Source organism: Chloroflexus sp. MS-G (genome assembly GCF_000735195.1).
Lineage (GTDB): Bacteria > Chloroflexota > Chloroflexia > Chloroflexales > Chloroflexaceae > Chloroflexus.
In genome coordinates this window covers 1-20,324 of the sequence record NZ_JPIM01000027.1, presented here as the reverse complement: position 1 = coordinate 20,324, position 20,324 = coordinate 1, and the positions used below count along the sequence as shown (strand labels likewise).

17 protein-coding genes are annotated in these 20,324 nt (G+C 53.4%); 8 read left to right on the top strand and 9 right to left on the bottom strand.

Translation table 11 applies throughout. The features are described from left to right. The first annotated feature begins 147 nt into the window (after positions 1 to 147). Positions 148 to 1,185 carry a polyamine ABC transporter substrate-binding protein gene (locus tag JE47_RS0106975; RefSeq protein ID WP_236631157.1) on the top strand — a complete coding sequence of 346 codons (1,038 nt, stop codon included), beginning with the start codon at positions 148 to 150 and terminating at the stop codon, positions 1,183 to 1,185. Next, positions 1,182 to 4,253: a response regulator gene (locus JE47_RS0106965; RefSeq protein WP_236631156.1), complete on the top strand. Its 3,072-nt coding sequence runs from the start codon at positions 1,182 to 1,184 to the stop codon at positions 4,251 to 4,253. The genes JE47_RS0106975 and JE47_RS0106965 overlap by 4 nt, the downstream gene beginning before the upstream one ends. 399 nt (positions 4,254 to 4,652) lie before the next feature. Here JE47_RS0106965 and gpmI read toward each other — a convergent pair whose 3' ends face one another. The 5 genes from gpmI to JE47_RS0106940 all read right to left on the bottom strand — a co-directional run bounded on the left by gpmI (position 4,653) and on the right by JE47_RS0106940 (position 9,768). Continuing rightward, a complete protein-coding gene (gene gpmI / locus JE47_RS0106960) occupies positions 4,653 to 6,287 on the bottom strand; it encodes a 2,3-bisphosphoglycerate-independent phosphoglycerate mutase (protein WP_031459063.1) in 1,635 nt (544 codons plus the stop codon). A 12-nt stretch (positions 6,288 to 6,299) separates the two neighbouring features. After that, the gene (locus tag JE47_RS0106955) at positions 6,300 to 6,548 is read right to left on the bottom strand and encodes a hypothetical protein (protein ID WP_031459062.1); all 249 of its coding nucleotides are present in this window, start codon (positions 6,546 to 6,548) and stop codon (positions 6,300 to 6,302) included. A 38-nt stretch (positions 6,549 to 6,586) separates the two neighbouring features. Then, on the bottom strand, positions 6,587 to 7,771 hold the full coding sequence (locus JE47_RS0106950; protein ID WP_031459061.1) for an FAD-binding oxidoreductase: 1,185 nt from the start codon (positions 7,769 to 7,771) through the stop codon (positions 6,587 to 6,589). A 198-nt stretch (positions 7,772 to 7,969) separates the two neighbouring features. Further along, positions 7,970 to 9,415: an FAD-linked oxidase C-terminal domain-containing protein gene (locus JE47_RS0106945; RefSeq protein WP_031459060.1), complete on the bottom strand. Its 1,446-nt coding sequence runs from the start codon at positions 9,413 to 9,415 to the stop codon at positions 7,970 to 7,972. Between the two features lie 2 nt (positions 9,416 to 9,417). Beyond that, a complete protein-coding gene (locus tag JE47_RS0106940; RefSeq protein WP_031459059.1) occupies positions 9,418 to 9,768 on the bottom strand; it encodes a hypothetical protein in 351 nt (116 codons plus the stop codon). A gap of 371 nt (positions 9,769 to 10,139) precedes the next feature. On the opposite strand from JE47_RS0106940, the gene JE47_RS0106935 reads away from it, so the two are divergent. Further along, positions 10,140 to 10,898 carry a glycosyltransferase family 2 protein gene (locus tag JE47_RS0106935; protein WP_031459058.1) on the top strand — a complete coding sequence of 253 codons (759 nt, stop codon included), beginning with the start codon at positions 10,140 to 10,142 and terminating at the stop codon, positions 10,896 to 10,898. Here JE47_RS0106935 and JE47_RS0106930 read toward each other — a convergent pair. After that, entirely contained in the window at positions 10,895 to 11,551 is a 657-nt protein-coding gene (locus tag JE47_RS0106930) for a Crp/Fnr family transcriptional regulator (protein WP_031459057.1), read from the bottom strand. The genes JE47_RS0106935 and JE47_RS0106930 overlap by 4 nt on opposite strands. A 122-nt stretch (positions 11,552 to 11,673) precedes the next feature. Between JE47_RS0106930 and JE47_RS0106925 the strand changes: the two genes are divergently transcribed. Then, positions 11,674 to 13,377 carry a peptide ABC transporter substrate-binding protein gene (locus tag JE47_RS0106925; protein ID WP_031459056.1) on the top strand — a complete coding sequence of 568 codons (1,704 nt, stop codon included), beginning with the start codon at positions 11,674 to 11,676 and terminating at the stop codon, positions 13,375 to 13,377. A gap of 21 nt (positions 13,378 to 13,398) precedes the next feature. Next, complete coding sequence (locus tag JE47_RS0106920; protein ID WP_031459055.1) at positions 13,399 to 14,451, top strand: ATP-binding protein; 1,053 nt, start codon at positions 13,399 to 13,401, stop codon at positions 14,449 to 14,451. Between the two features lie 22 nt (positions 14,452 to 14,473). Here the strand turns inward: JE47_RS0106920 and JE47_RS0106915 are convergent, their stop codons facing one another. Beyond that, positions 14,474 to 15,373, bottom strand: coding sequence for a DNA adenine methylase (locus JE47_RS0106915; protein WP_051871087.1), 900 nt, complete (start codon positions 15,371 to 15,373; stop codon positions 14,474 to 14,476). Between the two features lie 332 nt (positions 15,374 to 15,705). Here JE47_RS0106915 and JE47_RS0106910 point away from each other — a divergent pair, with 332 nt between their 5' ends. Then, positions 15,706 to 16,470: a hypothetical protein gene (locus JE47_RS0106910; RefSeq protein WP_031459053.1), complete on the top strand. Its 765-nt coding sequence runs from the start codon at positions 15,706 to 15,708 to the stop codon at positions 16,468 to 16,470. Positions 16,471 to 16,513: 43 nt separating this feature from the next. On the opposite strand, the gene JE47_RS20405 is transcribed toward JE47_RS0106910, so the two are convergent. Next, the gene (locus JE47_RS20405; protein ID WP_236631155.1) at positions 16,514 to 17,026 is read right to left on the bottom strand and encodes an E3 ubiquitin ligase family protein; all 513 of its coding nucleotides are present in this window, start codon (positions 17,024 to 17,026) and stop codon (positions 16,514 to 16,516) included. A gap of 440 nt (positions 17,027 to 17,466) precedes the next feature. Then, positions 17,467 to 17,697: a hypothetical protein gene (locus tag JE47_RS0106895; RefSeq protein ID WP_031459052.1), complete on the bottom strand. Its 231-nt coding sequence runs from the start codon at positions 17,695 to 17,697 to the stop codon at positions 17,467 to 17,469. Between the two features lie 187 nt (positions 17,698 to 17,884). Here JE47_RS0106895 and JE47_RS0106890 point away from each other — a divergent pair, with 187 nt between their 5' ends. Next, positions 17,885 to 18,604 carry a metal-dependent transcriptional regulator gene (locus JE47_RS0106890; RefSeq protein ID WP_031459051.1) on the top strand — a complete coding sequence of 240 codons (720 nt, stop codon included), beginning with the start codon at positions 17,885 to 17,887 and terminating at the stop codon, positions 18,602 to 18,604. Between the two features lie 54 nt (positions 18,605 to 18,658). Beyond that, positions 18,659 to 20,215 carry an adenylate/guanylate cyclase domain-containing protein gene (locus tag JE47_RS0106885; protein ID WP_031459050.1) on the top strand — a complete coding sequence of 519 codons (1,557 nt, stop codon included), beginning with the start codon at positions 18,659 to 18,661 and terminating at the stop codon, positions 20,213 to 20,215. Positions 20,216 to 20,324: the final 109 nt, after the last annotated feature.

Below are 20,324 nucleotides of genomic sequence, written 5' to 3'. Positions count from 1 at the left end.
TACTATACAGTTTGCCCAAACAGAGATCGGTCATTTGCTGACCTTTGCACGCATGATTGTCGGTACTGGTAATATTGATGTACTATGATATGAATCGTACATTACAACAAAAAATTACACCTATTTTTGCCTATGCTGCCACGTATCTTGACATCTATCCTTTTGTGCTACATCTTGACGGGATGCACAACAACACCACCAGTACCTTCACCGACTCCCATTCTGTCTGAGCTACACTTGCTCGACAGCTATTCGACCAGTGATCTGCCGGTATTTAATACATTCAGTGCCAAAACCGGGATCACAATCACGTCTCATCTGTATAGAACGAGCGAAGAAGCGTACCGCTTTCTGACCACAGCGGATCAAGCGTATGATGTGATAATTGTTAGCGATACGTTGGTTCATCGGCTGCGTCGTGAACAACGGTTGGCTGTGTTGAACCATACGCAACTACCGAATCTTGTCCATCTTGATCCGATGTTTGCCAGATCGAGTGGTGATCCAGATTATCGCTTCTGTGTTCCGCACCGGTGGAGCGTATTGGGATTTGGTCACCGGCAATCAGCAACCGGTCGTGCGATCAGCAATTGGGATGATGTGTTCGATCCCGCATACACTGATCGCATAGGAGTACCGGATGAGGTACGGTTGAGCATAGGGATGGCCCTAATCAAATCAGGATTCAGCCCAAACTCCAGTGATCCGGCAGCAATTGCCACTGCTCGCAACTGGTGGTTGAGCGTGGCCAACCAGATCAATCGCTTTACCGCCAGTAATGAGCAGGAGTTGTTGCAACGTGATGAGCTTGATATTGTCGTGGCACGAAGTGGTGATATATTGCAAATAGCCCGTGACGATGCTGACATCCGATTTACGATTCCGGAAGAGGGTTCTATCCTTATCACTGATAGTCTCTGTGTACCGGCCAATGCCGTGCATCAATCTATTGCCGAACAGTTTATCAATTTCGTTCTCACACCTGAACACAGCGCTGCGCTTGTCAATATGAGTCGTTACGGTACGCCGAACCGAACGGCATTACCGCTTATCGATGCAGAACTACGTGCCTCCCTCGCTCAGTATATAGCTCAAGAGCAAGCTGGTTTGCTATTTCACCTGACCGATGTTGAACCTGCGATACAGGAACTCTACCGCGCTGCCTGGGCTGAGGTGCGACAGTGACAACGCCAACTCCTTCCCTTCGTCGTCGCCTTAGCATTAGCATCATTGGCGCGATTGCAATTTCGCTGCTGATCACGCTGATCGGGCTAGGCTGGCAGTTCAAACTCCGCGAGCAGATGGTGCAGCGCCAGCATCATCTCGCTCAGATACGTGAAGCGATGCTTAACCTCAAAACGGTCTTTCTGATCGCTCATCAGTATGATTATCAGCTTATCGAGATTGTCAGCCACAATCTGTCGGAGCCAACCGTAATAGCGAAGCACACAGCAGCCCTGACAGAGGTACGGGCCGCGGTAGAGCGATTCAACACCGTCAGTAGTGATTTGCCGGAACTTGAATCGTATCGGCAGCAGCTTAACCATCTGCTTGATCAGTATCAGACGACGGTGAAGCAGATTACTGACCAGATCGACCTGCGCCAGCGGAATGGTGGCATTGAACAAACATTACGCCAGGCGCGTCGCGAACTCTGGCAAAGCCTTGCACGGAATGGGGGCAATACATTTTTGATCAGACTTGCACTTGAAGAGCAAGCTTATCTCTCAACACGACGCCAGGAATACATTGATAATATTCGGATTCAGATCAACAATTTACAAGCATTCATTTCTCTCTTACCCGATTCTGAGCAACAGGTTGTGCAACGGCAGCTTGCCGATTATACATCATTGTTTACTCAGTTGACCAAACTCGATCAACAGCTATCTCATTACACTTCACGACTAGAGTATCAAACAGAAGATTTAATAAAAGTTGTAGAAAACATTGATCAAATTCTTAGTTATGAACAACGTGAAATCACGAATATCTCAGAAACCAGTAACTGGATCGGTTTAGGATTAGTGTTATGGATGGTTTTCAGTAGTACCACGATCTTTATCGTGCTTGGTAGATTGATTAATCGCTATTTCACCAAACCCCTGATCGAATTAACCACCGCTGCCCAACGGGTAGCCGACGGCTGGCGTGACACACCGATCCCCCTGATTGGTACCGATGAGATTGGCAATCTGGCACGAGCACTGACCCGACTGACTGCTACGCTAAATGACACGATTGCCAGCCTTGAAGAGCGTATCGAACAGCGAACCGCTCAGCTACGGCGTGCCCTGAATGAAAAAGATGCACTCTTGATACAGGAACAGCGTCGGATGCGGCGAGCACAGGCCCTGGTTGAACTCGGTTCACGGTTGAGCACAGCCCCTAACGCTGCTGAAGTATACCGACGTGTCGTTGAAGCACTGGCTACTGCAAAAGAGACCGAAGACCGCATCGGGATATATACCCGTGAGCCAGATGGCGTCGAATGGGTACCTCGCGCCGTCGTTGGCTATCAACAACACGCATCAACTGTATTGCACCTACCGGTGTCCACTCTACCGGCACACCGTCCATTCTATATCCCAGACTTACGACAGCATGAGGTGCAAAGTTTGACTGGTGTATCGGGATCGGCAATATTTATTGTCTTCTCGACCGACCCCTACCCAGAGGCCTTGCTCGTCGTCTATCGTCCACAGCCCCATGCCTTTGCCGATGACGAAATTGACCATCTGGGCATCACCGCACGACTGGCCGAACAAGCATTGACTCGCATTCGCTTGATCGCCTCGTTGCGGCAAGCCAAAGAACGGGCTGAAGAAACCAATCGTGAACGTAGTAAACTTTTAGCGCGTCTCGATCACGACATACGTAACCCGCTGAATACCATTATCGCCCTGAGTGAAACCCTGCGTGATTCTTTCGCCGAACATTCAGTGTTCAGCGAAGACTTGGCGAAAATCGGCAACGCCGGACGGCGCTTGCTTGCACGTCTAAACGTACTTCTCGATAGCGCCAAAATTGAAACTGGCACGTTTGAGTTACGACCAGAACCTTTCATTTTCGATACGCTGCTCGATAAGGTGTTGGCCGAGGTGACACCGCTTATCCGTCAACAGCGTAACCGACTCGCTATTGAACGTCCACCACAAGTAGGAACCATTGTCGCCGATCTGAACCGGTTGTGGCAGGTACTGCTCTATCCCTTACAATTTGTCGCCACCACAACACAGCTTGGGGTCATTACCCTAAGCGTTCAACGCTCTACCGACGACGATCACGGCGCGATCATAGAGGTGACAATAAGCGATACCGGCGCTGCCCTAAGTGAAGAGCAGATAAATGCGCTGCTCACTCCTTTTGCTCCTCCACCAGAAACACCTCGTCCTATCGATACCGGTCATAACCTGGCACTATGCTATCAGTTGTGTACCTTAATGGGGGGAACATTTCAGCTTACCTCATCTGGACCGCGCGGTGTTACCTTTCATATCCGTATCCCGGTGAACAGTGCCGACGAGACGGTTCAGCCGATGTATCCAACGTTCCTGTCCCAAGCCGACGTATTAGTGATTACTAAAACGGACGCTCATGTGTTGCAGGCTGCCCTAGAGCAACTTGGCTGGCAAGTACAGTGTGAAACAACGCTTACCGACGCTATCACGAACCTTTCTGAACCGCCAACAGCACTTCTTGTTGACGTAGAGCAGCGGGAGCTGGCAGAACGTATCTTATCCACGGCCGGTTGGCAGCAGGTGCCGGTCATCTGGTTAACCAACGACATTGACGATAGCAGTACCACCTGTGCATTGTGGCCTGGAGACCCAAATAACGTTATCCAGACCCTCCAGACAGTGTTATCCCGCCGCTCGACACTACCATCCGCTCGTCATATCCTCGTCATTGAGGATGAAATATCGACGCGCCTCATTATCCGACGCGCCCTAGAGATTGACGGTTGGAAGGTAATCGAAGCAGGTAACGGTCAGCTCGGTGCGATGCTGTGGCGCACAACCCAACCACAATTGGTTATTCTCGATCTGATACTCCCTGATACTGACGGGATAGCAATCTTGCGTGAAATACGCAACGAATTGAACACGCCAGTTGTGGTCGTCACCGCACGGCTTTTACAGAAAGAAGAACTGGAAGCGCTTGCCGCAGCAGGAGCGGTCGTTTTGCAAAAGGGACGGTATCGCCGTGATGATTTACGTGAGCTAGTGCGTAAATTGATGCAGAGAAATTAAGAGCCTACCCGGAATACCCTGTCGCAGAAGAAGATTCGGTTGGGGCGCAGCGGCGCTGCGCCTGTACATCTCTCAGGTTTCATCCGCTGTACTATGAGACAATTATTCGGATAGGCTCGTAGAGGTTTGCAACAATTTTCAGACGCAGTTGCCTGCGATTACGGCGACCCCTCAACGAGAAGAAGGGAGTGGGTGTGGAAACTTGTCTCTCCCACGTGGGGAGGAGCAGCGATTTGCAGCGACGGTACACCTTCTCCTACCCCCTTTCCGCTCCCACCAGAGGAGCTTCGAGGGGGTGAGGGAACTCGCCCCCTGAAGAGTTCTGCCCCAGCATAACCACACGACGCACACCAGCGGCCTCATCATCTGGCGGTGAACGATGTCTGTAACGCTATACCCTCACGACACCGAACTCGTGTGACGTACAATCAGACTCTGACCGGTCATATCAGGAGCAGGCGGCAATTCCAGTAACTCAAGCAACGTTGGTGCGACATCGGCCAGGCGCCCACCACTGCGCAGGGTGATCGCTTCTTTACCGTAACCAGGGCCACCGATCAGAAAACAGGGTGCCGGATTAGTCGTATGGGCCGTGTGTGGCCCACCAGTCTCTGGATCGATCATTTGTTCAGCGTTGCCGTGATCGGCAATCACCAACGCCACGCCACCCTGTTCCAGGATGGCCGGAACCACACGTGCCAGACCAGCGTCAACCGCTTCACAGGCTTTGATGACGGCTGGAATACTACCGGTATGACCAACCATATCGGGGTTCGCATAGTTGACGACAATGAAATCATACTGATTGCTACGAATCGCTGCCAGTAACGCCTCGGTTACTTCAGGGGCACTCATTTCTGGCTTCAAGTCGTAGGTGGCGACTTTCGGTGAGGGAATAAGCTGGCGATCCTCGCCGGGAAACGGTTCTTCACGCCCTCCGTTGAGAAAGAAGGTCACGTGCGGATACTTCTCTGTCTCGGCGATATGGAATTGGCGAAGGCCAGCCTGACTGATGACAGCGGCCAGTGGGCTGGTGACATAGCGAGGGGGAAAGGCAACCAGCACCGGTAATCCCTCTTCGTACTGGGTCATTGTGACGAAGCAGAGATCGCGTAATTGCCGTTCACGCTGCCAGATGTGCGACGGTAGCGGCTGCCCTTCGGCCTTTTGCCGTTCATAATGCTGTCGGATACGCTCGTTGATCTCCGGATCAACGAAGGCGCGGGTCAACTGCCGCCCGCGATCAGGGCGAAAGTTGGTGAAGATAACTGCATCGCCATCGCGCACCGTTGCCGTCGGTTCACCGTTGGCAGTGACGATCACGGTAGGTAAGACAAACTCATCGCTAATATCTTGGGCATAGGCGGCTTCAATAGCGGCCCGCGCCGAAAGCGCTTTCTCACCCACACCGTTAACCAATGCAGCGTATGCCCGTCCGGTACGTTCCCACCGCTTATCGCGATCCATCGCATAGTAGCGCCCTGCGACGGTAGCGATGGTGCCAACTCCCAGCCGGGCGATCACACCTTCCAACGTATCGAGGAAACCCAATGCACTCCGTGGCAGAACGTCACGCCCATCGAGGAAGAGGTGTAAGTAGACGCGCTGAAGGTGATGGCGATGAGCCAGTTCGAGCAGGGCATGCAGGTGATCTTCGTGAGCATGTACCCCGCCGGGGCCAAACAATCCCATCAGATGCAGTGCCGAATTGTGTCGTTTCACGTGTTCGACAGCTTGAAGCAGAGCTGGATTCGTGAAAAAATCACCATCAGCGATCGCTTTACTAATCCGGGTCAGCTCTTGATAGACCACAAAGCCAGCGCCGATATTGAGATGACCAACTTCAGAGTTACCAATTTGCCCGGCTGGTAAACCGACATCAAGACCCGAAGCCCCTAACGTCGTAAAGGGGCATGTTGCCATCCACTGATCAACGTGCGGCGTATCGGCCAGATCGGCCGCATTGCCGGGGCCGGGTGGTGCAATCCCCCAGCCATCCATGATGATTAATACCACCGGACGTGGACGTGTCATTGTATGTGCTCCTTATCCCAAACCCAACGCGACTTGTACGATCCGCCACGCTGCTAGCAATCCGAGCAGGGCGACACCCAACAATGGAACAACGGTCAGTAAGAGACTCCAGACACGCTCACCAGATGAGGGGTTTGTACTGATGAAGCCGCGCAGTAATTCACGCTGAATTGCCTGCCAACCGCCCCAAAGTGTCGTAATTGCCAGAACAGCAAACACGAGTGCTGCGCCCAATGCGATCAGAGAACCGAGTAAAGCCATAGTTGCCTCCACGAGCAACAAACGGAGCGTGCTCCCCTTCATTCAATCAACCACCGGCCTGGATTGAGAATCCCAGCCGGATCCCAGCGTTGACGCAAAGCCCGCATAAGATCGATGGTTGGTGGCACAATACCCCAGCGATCAACGCCTATTGAACTACGTTCGACAACCGCATACCCTCCTATCCCGCCGAGGGTTTGTCGTAGAGCAGGCAGGTGCGCAGCCGCTGTCTCGGCGCAACCGGTGACAATCAGACCAAGACCGGGAAAGACCAGCGTACGAGCAGGGGCTAACAGTGTCAGCGCATCAATGGCCCTGGGTAGCATGCTATCAGGTACACCGATCCGTAACAACAGATCGGTGGTTGGCATTTGATAACCACTATTCCACAGCGTGCGATCTTCATAGCGTGTCATCAGTGCAATAGCGTCGGAACAAGCGGCAGTTGCCAGCGCCAATTGCCGCTCGACAGCAGCTTCTACACCGGCGAAGCGTGCCATCAGTGTGACGGTATCGGCAACCTCGATAACCAAAGCCACCGGCTGCAAGGGAGGTTGGCGCATAGCCATTGCAAGGCGCCATGCCGAGGGAACGTCGGGTACTGTGGCGTGCAGCACGGCCATCTGTGCTGGCAACGGTGCAACCTTGAAAGTTACACTCGCGATCACACCGAGCGTACCGCATGCACCGAGATGCAATTTGTGACTATCATAACCGGCAACATTTTTGACTACCCGTCCTCCACTGCGCACGATCCGTCCGTCACCGAGCACGACCTGCATACCGAGGATCCATTCCCGCGGGCCACCATACCCCAACCGCAGCGACCCCCAGGCGGCGGTTGCCAGGAGACCACCGATCGTAGCCGTAGGGGGTGCTGGTGGATCCCAGGGTAGCCACTGACCACGTTCAGCCAGTAATGCTTGAACGGCTGTCAGTGACATACCGGCTTCAACCATTACCACCAGATCGGTAGGGTGATACTCGATCACGCGATGCAGTTGCCGTAAATCGAGAGCCACATCGTATCGTCGTGGCGGATCAACAATAAACTGGCGCGTACCGGCTCCCCATGGTATGACCGCAGTATGCATGTGCGTTGCTTCCGCCAGCAGATCACCAACTTCAGTGATGGTTGCAGGTTGCACGACTCGTTGCGGCTGGCGATCCCCCAAGGTATACGTTGCCGGCAACGGTATTGTCCGGTCAGATAATGCATTCATCACTGCCTCTAAGCAAGTTTCTGAAAAACAACACGCCTCTAATTCGAGAGCATGATCCTCTGACCAGCGTCCTGACGTGAACGGTTTTAGCCAAGTATGCTCGTGCAGGTCGGCTCATTCAGCTCCCTTCACCTTCTGCTGCATCACTGCCTCTCTACTCGTGGAAGAGGTAGCGGACGACACCCTCTGAACCATGGGTTAAATCCACGCTCCACGGTCGATTGCCCGCAACGCGCCACGAGCATAGCGAATATCAGCACAACTGCTACCACTTGGCAACAGTTTACACGGGTTCATCACGTTGCCTGCATCAAACACTGCCCGAATATCGGCAAAAGCCGCCAGATCAGCCGGGCCAAAAATCCAGCCCAGGTAATCACGCTTCTCAATACCAATACCGTGCTCGCCGCTGATCGTCCCGCCGGCCGCAACACACGCCTGGAGAATCTCTTCACTGGCCGCAACTGCTCGATCTAGCGCACCAGGGTGACGGAGATCGAAGAGTAAGAGCGGATGCAAATTGCCATCACCGGCGTGAAAAATGTTGACAATAGTGATTTGGTGGCGTTTCGCCACTTCTTCAGTCAGACGGAGCAATTCAGGGAGACGCGACCGCGGAACCACACCATCCTGGATGTGGTAGTGGGGCGCAATACGGGCACAGGCGGCCAGTGCTCCTTTACGGCCTGCCCACAACCTGGCGCGCTGCGCTTCATCTTGAGCAGCACGCAGCTCACGCGCTCCAAACGTGCGACAGATCGCCTCGATCTGCTGCGCCTGCACGATCACCTCTTCACGTAAGCCATCGATTTCGATCAATAGCACTGCCCGTGCGTCGGCTGGATAGCCCGCCTGTACTGCGGCCTCGACGGCAGCAATCCCTTGCCCGACTAACATTTCAAGTGCCGCAGGAATAATCCCGGCGGCAATGATAGCCGACACTGTGGCGCTGGCCGCGTCGAGATCATCGTATATAGCGAGAAAGGTTTGGATCGCTTCAGGATTTGGTGTCAACTTTACCAACGCCTCGGTAATAATACCCAGCGTGCCTTCACTCCCGACAACCACCCCTAACAAGTCGTACCCGGGAGCATCGAGTGTTGCACTGCCCACCTCGATCACCCGCCCATCACCTAAAACAACAGTCGTCGCCAGAACATGATTGGTTGTTACGCCGTACTTGAGACAGTGGGGGCCGCCAGCGTTGGTCGCAATGTTGCCACCAATTGTACTGGCGCGCTGACTACTGGGATCAGGGGCGAAGTGGAGACCATAGGGCGCAGCGGCCAGACTCAGATCGGTGTTGATCACGCCAGGCTGTACGCGAGCAGTGCGCGCCACCGGATCAATGGCTAAAATACGATTAAGACGGGCCAGCGAAATGACCAGACCACCCTGTTCAGGAACCGAGCCACCCGCCAGACCGGTACCGGCGCCGCGGGCAACGATTGGCGCACCTACCTGCGCGGCAACCCGCACACATGCAGCTACTTCAGCCGTTGTACGAGGCACCACAACCACTTCTGGCATTCCTTGATCAAGGGCCGATCCATCGTATTCGTAGAGCATCAGCTCTTCAGGACGACGCAAAACGATCGATGGATCAACAACTTGGAGTAGGGCAGCTATCAAATTATCACGCATCGTCATTTTGTCCGCACCCGACGCTTCAAATCCAAAACCGGTCGACGAAAGCTGAGAATATCAAAGGTCCCTCGTGGGTACGAGCGCAACACAAGCGCTAGCCCACGCGGATGACGCCGCCAGATACCGGCCAGCGCCAGACCGATGAGCAACGGCGTCATCACCCAGACCAGTACTGGCGTACCATCGTTGAACACGATTGAGCCAAGGCCAATTCCCACCAGTAACCATTGGCCAACCGGTAAGAGCAACATCCGCTCGCGTATATGGAAGAAGGCAACCGTATAGGCCACCATATACCAGACCGATACAAGGATCATCAAGATCAGTAACCAGGAAAGGAGATCAGCCATACGTGCCCCCTAGACTTTGTACTCGAGTTGTTAAGGGCATGATAACACACTCCAGCGCATTTCAACGTTCTTTCTCTCCTTGTCAGTGGTGATGTAGGAAAGAGGAGTGAGCAGGAAGGACAGGTTCCTCATTCACTCGCTAGAATGTGCACTGGTGACTCTGGAGTGGTTAATACCAGACATCATTCTCAAACTGCGAAGCCTATGCTTCAGCAATCCAGAATGGGCGTAGGTTGTGCTGACTTCCACCACACTGCTTCCTTGATCACTAAAAACGTTGAAAATACCTGAATCCACCTAGTCTGAGATGAAATGCAAATCGTCTATGTTATAATCAGCGAGCGATTATCAGACATATGGAGTATTCAGGCATGGAAAACCGACCAAGTATTAGCGTGTTCTTTCCCGCTTGTAACGATGCCGGTACCATTGGCAGTATGGTTGTAGCGGCTATCGAGACGCTGGAAGAACTCACTGATGATTACGAAGTAATTGTGGTCGAGAATGGCAGTACCGATTACACCCTAGACGTTCTCGAGTCGCTGGCGAAACATTATGATCGATTGAAAGTATACAGTTATCGTCAAGCGCTAGGCTACGGTGGTGCATTGCGAGTGGGCTTCGCCAAAGCAACGAAAGACCTGATCTTCTACACCGACGGTGATGCACAATACGATCCGCGTGAACTGAAACTGCTCCTACCGGCGTTACGCGATGATGTTGATGTGGTGAATGGTTGGAAGATTGATCGAGGTGATCCGCTCCATCGGATCATCATTGGGCGCATTTATCATCACACGGTTAAATTGCTCTTCGGCTTTAAGTTGCGGGATGTTGATTGTGATTTCCGTCTGATTCGACGTCATGTCTTCGACGATATTGAACTGGAGTCGGATAGCGGAACGATCTGTCTTGAACTGGTCAAGAAATTACAGGATGCCGGATACCGCTTTGCCGAAGTACCGGTGCACCATTATCATCGCACGTATGGCAAGAGCCAGTTCTTTAACTTTCCAAGATTGTGGCGCACCTTTGTCCAACTTATTGGGCTGTGGTGGAAGCTAGTCGTTCGGCGCGAACACATGCGCAAGCGGAAGAAACGTGCCGCCGTCGAGGAAGCGCGCTCCTAACTTTGAGCCAGTTCGCGCAACCGCGACGGATTAAGTAATGTAATTCCTGAACTATCGACATCGAGCAGCCGTGCGTCACGGAACTGATTGATAACCTTAGTAACCGTCTCGCGGTAAGCGTTGATCATGTCGGCAAGCTGCTGATGGGTACGCCGCGGTAAACGTGGAGGTTGGGGGGTGGCAACCTGCTGAGTCTCTGACATCTCGAGCAACACTGAGGCCAGGCGAGCCGGAACCGACTTGAAGGCCACCTCTTCGATCCGGCGACTTACGACCAGTCGTTGTTGACCAACCAGTTCAAGCATTGCGGTCGCCAGCACGCCATCGCTGGCTAAAACGCGCAGTAGTTCAGCCCGTGGCACGGCTAATGCCCGCACTGGCGTCAAGGCCTCGGCAAAGGTATCGTAGGCTACATCACGCTCTACGACGCTTAAACCGAAAGGCTGCCCATTCTCAACGACGCGCACGGTGAGCAATCGCCCCTCACGTGAAGCGAGGTGTAAACCGACTTGCCCATTTACCAGCAGGTAAAGGGTTTGGGCCGGTTGGGCTGGCGTGTAGATTGTACTGTGTCTGCGAAATGACTGTGCCTGACCGAGATGTCGCAGACGTTCCCAGACGATCGCTTCTGACTCAGACAACCGTGACGTCATAGTACGTTCCCTTTCCGTGCCCTGGTATCTGGCCGGATTGTTGTTGCTGTGTTGCTACTGTATTGTACCACAAGGTTTCGGTACATGCAGCCTGATAAAATGAGCATTGGTATAATAATCGTATGGATCATCATTTGTTTGCGAATCACAACCGACTACTGCTGATCTGGCTGATTGGGTTGAGCCTCTGGCTGACTGCCTGCACGACACCTTTGCCGCCAACACCAACTGCCCCTCTACCAACGGCAACCCCGCCGCCAACCGCAACACCGCTCCCCCGTGGTGGAACAATAACGATCCGCATCGCCGCCGACATTACCAGCCTGCGTCCGTGGCAACCTCGTTCACGTGATGAAGAGCATCTTATCAGCTTACTGTACAACGGTCTGATGCGACTCGATGCCGATCTGTGGCCAACGCCCGATCTGGCCGAGCGATTGGATATCGATGCCGACGGACGCAGATTGACGTTTACCTTACGCCCAAATCTGCGCTGGCACGATGGCGAACCGCTTACCGCTGCCGATGTGCTGTTTACGCTCGAAGCATTGCGTAACATCCCTGAAACCAGTACAGCACTGCTGGCCGATTTGCGCTACATCGCCACCGCGTTCGCACCTGATGAGCGCACTGTCATTATCGAGCTGCGCAGCCGCTATGCCCCTATCCTGAGCTTGCTGGCTGTGCCGGTGCTCCCACGTCACCTGTTCGCCGAACGCGATCTGAGTCAGATCAATTTTCTTGATCAACCTATCGGGAGTGGGCCGTTTCGTCTGACTGCACATCAGGACGGTGTGAGTCTCACGCTCGAACGATTCGATCTGTATCACCATGGCACACCACTCCTGGATCGAGTCATCTTAAAAGTTGTTTCTGACGTTGCCCTTAGTCAACGTGCGCTCCGTGATGGGCAATTGCAGGTGGCTGAGCTACCCTGGGGAAGCCAAGACGCGCTCGGCGATGTGACCACCCTGCGCAGTGGTAGCATTCCTGAAAATGGTGTCTATTTTTTGGCCTTCAATCTGCGTCCGGGCCGACCATTTGCCGATGTACGTCTGCGCCAGGCACTGGCAACTGCCATTGATCTGCCTCGACTGGTCGAAACTGCGACGAAAGGGGTTGGGATTCCGGTTGGCAATGGCGCATTGCCTGGAAGTTGGGCCGATGTCACTCCACCGCCTCCCAGCGGCGATCTGCCTGCTGCACGCGCTATGCTTGATGAGGCGGGATGGACGCTCCCCTCTGGCGCCACGATACGACAACGTGAAGGAGTGCCCTTAATTGCCCGCCTCTATGTCCGCAACGATGATGAACGGCGACTGGTAGCAGCACGCCGAATTGCCGAAATTGCGGCCAGCATTGGCATTCAGATCGTGGTCGAACCGGCTGATTTCGCAACAGTGATTTTAGCGCGTTACGTTGCGCCTTACGATTTTGATCTCTTGCTGGGAAGCTGGATTAATGGCGCCGGTGATCCCTTGTTTGCTGATACTATGTTCTACGATCCCGATGACTTTGCTCTCTTCCATTCCAGTCAGCTCGAACAAGGGCCGGGAGATACCCGTGCGACACGGAATTTCGTTGGTTTTAATGACTCGATCTACGATGAGCAGGCCCTGATTGCCCGTCAGCTCTACACGCGCGACGAACGGCGTAGCGCGATTGCTCAGATCCAGGCGCGACTAGCCGAGACGTTGCCGTATCTGTATTTGTGGGTTGACCGCACGGCAGTCATTGTCGATACCCGCTTGCACACGCTTGACGGGCCAATCGATCTGACCACGCCGCGTTATCTGTGGAATATTGAGCGCTGGTATATTCGGTAACACCGGTGGAGGCAGACAGGAATGACCAATCCCTTCAGTGAACGTGGACGGATTACCGATCCTGCCAGATTTGTTGGGCGATGGCGCGAGTTAGGTGCTGCCTGTGAACAGCTCGAACGGCGACGGCCACTGTTGCTGTACGGGCCGAGCGGAAGTGGCCGTTCATCGTTATTGACTCATCTGGCTCAGGCGGCAGGCGCTGTGCTGGAAATTCCTAACCTCAATGCGTTTTACCTCGATCTGTCACTGCTTCCCGATGCCACTACTACCTATGGGCTGATTGTGCGTGCCCTCGGTGGCAACGAACCGACGATCACCGTCCTTGAACAACGGCTGGCAGCCAGTGGTCGTCCGGTGTTGATTTGTCTTGACGGTGTAGAATCGGCGATTGCTGCCGGTTGGGGAACCGAACTGCTCGAACGGCTAGGCCGACTGGCCCGACGGAGTGCTCCTGGCTACCACGGTGTAGCCGGGCCAACCGGTCAGAGCCTGGCCTACGATCTGATGGTCGTAGGTGCTGTGCGTGGCACGCCACCATTGCTGAGTGAACCCTTCGCCACGGTGCGTCTCGGTCCGCTCAGTTTCGCCGAAGCTCGCTTGCTGCTCGACAGTTACCTCGCCGAAGGTGAACCACTCTTTAGCGCCGATGAGGTGCGCGAACTTATGGCGCTCAGTGCCGGTCAACCGGCCTTCTTACAGCGTGCTGCCTACCATCTGTACGAAACCCGTCGTCGACCAACTTACCGTTGGCGCAAGGCATATCGGGCAGAGCTGCGTGAACAGCCGCCGGTAGATAATCCCTTACCGCCGGCAATTTTTGAGACCGACGAGGATGAAGACGAGGAGGATTCATCAGCACCGGAGTGGCAGGCTGAAGAGGCGCCGCCAGCACCACGGCGCCCGCGGCTGCATCCGCCTCCAGATGACGATCTACGCCCACTGTTGGCGGCAGTAGGTCCTTTGCTGGTCGGATTGGTCGGTTCGCAGGTCAGTAACTCGTGGCCAGTTGGAGTCGCAATTGGCGTTGCCGGATACCTCTCAGTCATTATCTGGAACAAATACGGTCACAAGTAGTCTAGTCAACGATCAACGTGGTTCAGTCACCGGCAAGAAGGGCCACGCGGGTGTCGTCCGCATACTGGCTCTGAGATGCGGTAGAGAAGCTACAGGCAATCAACTCCTCAACCATACCGCGACGAGAACCGTTGCAATTGATTTTACGACTGGCTAAAACAACATCGACCTGGCAGGCATTGGCGTACAACTGACGAGCCAGCGCGGTTGACGAGTTGGAGAGCATGACGAGACAATTACGGGCAGCCAGTTGGTGAAAAACCTGTGCTAATCGACGCTGCTCGGTTTCATCGAAGCCGCGCCTGGTGTAACTGGTAAACGATGCTGTTGAACTAACCGGTACATACGGTGGGTCAAAGTAGATGAAATCGCCCGGTTGTGCCGTATCAAGCACCGTAGCGAAGTCGGCAACTCGTAGTTCAACATTGTGCAAGGCCCGGCTTACTTCACGAAGATTCTCGCTATCAACGATCAGTGGATTTTTGTAGTAACCAAAGGGGGCATTGAATTGGCCTTTATTGTTGAGCCGATACAGGCCGTTGTAACACGTGCGATTCAGAAAGATGGTACGCGCTGCACGTTCTACCCGTGGCCGATGACCGAAATCCGGTCGGCGATCCCAACTGCGAATCTCGTAAAAGAAATCGCGATCCGTTGCGTAAGGACGCAGACGATAGAGGAGTTCGATCAACTCGTCAACTTCATCGCGAACGGCAATATAACAGTCGATCAGTTCGGCGTTGAGATCGCTCAGCGATGCCCCTTGCCGTAACAATCCATTATTCCAGAGATAAAAGAACAAGGCGCCACCACCGACAAACGGCTCATAATAGCGGCCAAAGCGCGCTGGAATGCGCCGCGAAAGCTCTGGTAGAAGCTGACTTTTACCACCAGCCCACTTGAGAAATGGACGTGCAGGCACCAAAGACTCCCTGACGAACACGATAGTCGTGCCCGCCTCATACATGCAGCTACCGAGAGTTGGATTATAACACATCGGCTACGTTCAATAACCGAGATACCACCACCAGGGACGCGGCGATGCGGCGCTTCCCTCACTGTAGGGGCGAGTTCCAAACCCGCCCTACCCCTCTATCCTATCTGTGTAGGAAAAGAACGTTGAAAGTCCTACAACGTAGCTGTCCACTGACAAACAAATTGAAGTGGCCGCGTATAATAGACCCAGAACGTTTCGTCGTCGCGCCCGTTGCTGCTCTGATACTGTATTCATGAATAGCCGTCACGAGGATACCTATGCACATTGATATCCGACCAATCGAAACCTATGCCGAATATCGAGCGTGTGAACAACTACAGAAACTGGTTTGGGGAGATGAATTTGTCGTCCCTTTGAACGTATTGACCACCGTGCAACGCAACGGCGGGCTGGTGCTAGGAGCATTTATCGGTCAAGAGCTGGTCGGGTTCGTCTTTGGCTTTCTTGCCCGTACTGCTGATGGTCGGCTCAAGCATGCCTCGCATATGGCCGCAGTTCGTCCTGATCTGCGCGACTCTCGGATCGGTGAACGGCTCAAACGGGCACAACGGGAGTTTGCCTTAGCGCAAGACCTTGAATTGATGACGTGGACGTTCGATCCATTGCTGGCGCGCAACGCCCATTTTAATATTCACAAGCTTGGTGCGATCTGCCGCACCTATTTGCGAAATGTCTATGGCCCTGAGCCAGAGTTGGTCGATGGTATCCTACCGAGTGATCGTTTCCAAGTTGAATGGTGGCTGGTACAATCGCCAATAACTCGTCCCGCAGCCGAGCTGATTGCCACAGCGCCGCTGATCAATCCTTCACTCGACGCGCCACCGCACATCACCGGTGCGCCGATACTGCGATTGCGTATTCCTTCTGACTTTGCTAAGCTCCAACAGCATGATCCATCAGCAGCGCAGGCGTGGCGCTATCACGTGCGGGCCTGTGCTGAAGCAGCTTTCGCAGCGAACTATGTGGTCGTAGATTTCATCCGATCTGAAAGCCAGTATGTGCTGGTGAAGCCAGATGCCTGAATGCCAGTACGTTTATTCAAACTGATAGGTCGAGAACAGACCACTACCAACCCATCAGAAAGCTACCGACGATAAGCGCCATCCTAATTACCGCACTGGCAACAGCAGCAAAACTCATACTACGTGCCCAAAATGCTGCTGAAGCAACTAATTCTTGCTCGCTCTTGCGACTAATCAAGAGCGGTTGCTTTCCATAAGGTGTGTAGCTGGCAACAGCAGGTTTTCCATCGTGGTCAATTGCGACTCCAGACACGAACACGTGCGTCCCAACGTCAAGACCTCGCTCTATCTGACGCCACCCAAGCGTATTGATGGAACTCGTCCACGACGGTGACTGCGGTGTTGTGACAAAACGGTTCACCGTTTCAATGAGATCAATAGTTGCACCATCCGGTAATACTAGTACCCTACCGGTATCATCACGGACAAAAAACGGTATGCACCGTTCTTCCGATTCAATTGACGTACTACGCCGCTCGGTGGTAGTAGATTCACGACCTTCGTCATCTCTCGTTGTGACTTCCTCCCTCTTCGTAAACATTGTACTTGTACGCAACAAATGCTCTACCGGAGACAGGACCAATCAAAGGAGTGTCGCACTCAATAATACCGGTGACTTCACAAGGTCGAATAAAGTAACTTGCTCCCAGCGATGTGGTAATGCGACGATGGATTTCGTCTAACGTAGCTGCATCGTATGTTTCTACTGTATTAAGCCTGTGTAGCAACTTGGCATTTGCGCGAGCTACAAACAAGAAGGGAACAGACAAGATTAATAATACTATTCCGATGAAAACAAGTACACTCATGTGAATTCCTCAGAAACCTGTAACACATGATAAGTAGAATCATCCGCCTTACTATTTACCGAATAAATACCAAAAACTGATTGTTGATCACGTAAAAATAGATAAAGCAATTTACAGAAACTCAACATTCCATCCTCTTCCTCTCCGACTTAAGGGGAAAGGAAGAGGAAGTCAGACATTCCTCTGATTAATCCTTCTTACCCCCAAACAATCCACCTAACATCGTTTTGGCGGCATCGATCTGATCGGCAATCGCACTGACATCACTCTTGAGCACCGTATCGACCTGAGCAGCAATTGGTTCGGGTAGCTTCTCCTTCAAAAAGCCAACCACCACATCAATCGCCTGCTGCGCCTGCTCGGCGCTTACGCCCGTCTTCTCGCGGATCAAGTCGACAAGTGTCTTGGCTGAACTCATCTCAGGCCCCTTTCTTTATGTGCGCCAAAACTGGACAACTTCAGTATACCACTCTGTCGCAAGCCTTTTGCGTCTGCTATAATGGAAAACAGCGTATTATTTATCCGTTCAATCCCGGCCAACATTGTGGATCGTGCCGCTGTTGAGCTGGCGTCAGAACGACACTGCTGACGAAAAGGAGGCAGGTGTGAGTACTTCGCAATCGACCACCACCTTGCGTCGCCGCCACATCAGTACTGCTGGCGAGCCGACCGCAAAAGAGCGGGAATATCTTGAAGTCATCTATTATCTTGCGTCGCGCAACGAGCCGGTGATCGCGGCCCGCCTGGCACGCTGGATGAAGGTTCAACCACCAACGGTGACTCATATCGTTACCCGCTTACTTGAAAAGGGCTTTATCGAGCGTAACGCACACGGTGAAATCACGCTCACACCGAGCGGCCTGCAATTAGCCGAAGCGATGGTTCGCCGCCATCGAATATTAGAGCGATTCCTCGTTGATGTCATGGGATTACCCTGGCACCTGATTCACGAGGAGGCAGTTCGCCTTGAACACGCCCTTTCACCGGTGATGGAAGAACGGATCATGGCGCTGGTCGGCCAGGCAACAACATGTCCGCACGGTAATCCGATCCCTGGTCAGAATGAAGGGTATGCCGGTCAAATCCGTCTCGATACAACGAAGGCTGGTCAGGTCTTTACGATCAGGCGGATCGCCGAAGAGGCCGAGGAAGAGACACCAATTGTAGCCTTTCTCGAAGCCAACGGTTTGGTACCTGGCGCACGCTTCACCATAGCAGACAACGCTACTCCCATCGGTGTCACATTGCAGCGGCCAGGTCTGTCGATTACCGTTCCAGCCCATATCGCCGAATTCATTTGGGGTGATGTTGAAGAAGAGCAGTAATCGCTACCTGGCAAGATTGTCCGCCAGATTACGAGAGAGGCTGGAGTAGAACGAATGGCGCGGGTTACGGTCACCATTCAGGGTGAACAGCATACCTTCCCGATCACCGAGCGCGGCCTGACTATTGGCCGGCAGCTCGATAACGAGATAGTGCTCAACCACGCGATTGTCTCGCGCAAGCATGCCCGGATCGAACTGCGTGGTCATCGCGCCTGGGTGATCGACCTCAACAGCCGTAACGGCGTAACGGTTAACCGGCTGCGGGTAAAAGAAGAGCAACTGAACGATGGTGATGTGATCGGCATCGGCCCATTCGAGCTGATTTACGAAGACCGCGCTGCGCAAAGTGTTGTTCTTGACGATAACCGCTATTTTCCGGTAACGTCGGAATCACGAGTGGTAGCAGCTCATGAGTTGCAGTTGCAACCATCTGACCTTCAGGCCTTTTACCAGATCAGTATGCGGATCAATCAGGCACTAGACTACCGCGAACTCCTCGATCTGGTGATGGAAGAGATCATCCGCTTAGTTCCCGCGCAGCGTGGCTTTTTACTCTTGCGAAAGGGCGATGAACTGGTTCCCCGTGTCATCTTCCCACCCGGCCTCGGTGACGTGGCGATTGCCGGGAGTATTGTGCGCAAAGCGATAGAACGCGGTGAAGCTGTTCTGACCCACGATGCCCGGATCGAGTTTGCCGGTTCAAAGAGCATTATTGCCGCTAACATCCGTTCAGCTATTTGTGCGCCGTTGCTGACCCAGGGCGGAGCGATTGGGGTGATCTTGCTCGATTCGCCTGGCCGTGAACAGTTTTCCGTACGCGACCGTGATATGGTTGTAGCTATCGCGAATCTGGCTGCCGTTGCCATCGAGCGCGCCCGTCTGACCGAAGAATTGCGAGTACAGGGTCAGGTGCGGCAGAATCTCGAGCGTTTCCTCTCGCCAAATGTTGCCCAGGCCCTGGCCCGTTACGTCGCCCAACACGGGAAACTCTGGGAAGCGCAAGAACAGATCGTCACCGTTCTCTTTGCCGACGTTAAGGGCTTTACGGCCCTCTCTGAACGTCTCTCGCCGCGTGAAGTGCAAGACTTGCTCAATGAGTATTTACATGAAATGACCGATGTCATTTTCCGTTACAATGGCACGGTTGATAAGTATATCGGCGATGGCATTATGGCGATCTTCGGTGCACCACGGTTACCGGAAGATCCGCTCGATGAACAACATGCGTTCCGTGCAGTGTCAGCGGCGGTTGAAATGCAACAGGCGCAACAACGACTGGTACGCAAACTTGATCCTGATAAAGCCTTTACCATTCGGATTGGGGTGAATACCGGCCCGGCGTTTACCGGCTTTTTTGGTACCCGTCATCGGCTAGAGTACACGGCCATCGGCGATACGGTCAACACAGCATCGCGCCTGGAATCAGCCGCCGAACCGGGAACCGTGTTTATCGGTGAAGATACGGCACGTCTGGTTAGTGACCAGTTTGAACTGCAAGAGATGGGTGAGCTGCAATTGAAGGGGAAGCAGCAACGGGTTCGTGCTTATAAAGTGCTAGGACGACGATCTAAACCAGGTGGACAGGCAACGATTGCCTATACCGGGCCATAATTGTGCAGCAAGTGCACTACTACCACGATTATAGGAATGAAAGACATTCCTTAAGGAAAGATACACTATGCCGGTTGTCGTTGGTATTCGCTTCAAAGATAGTGGAAAA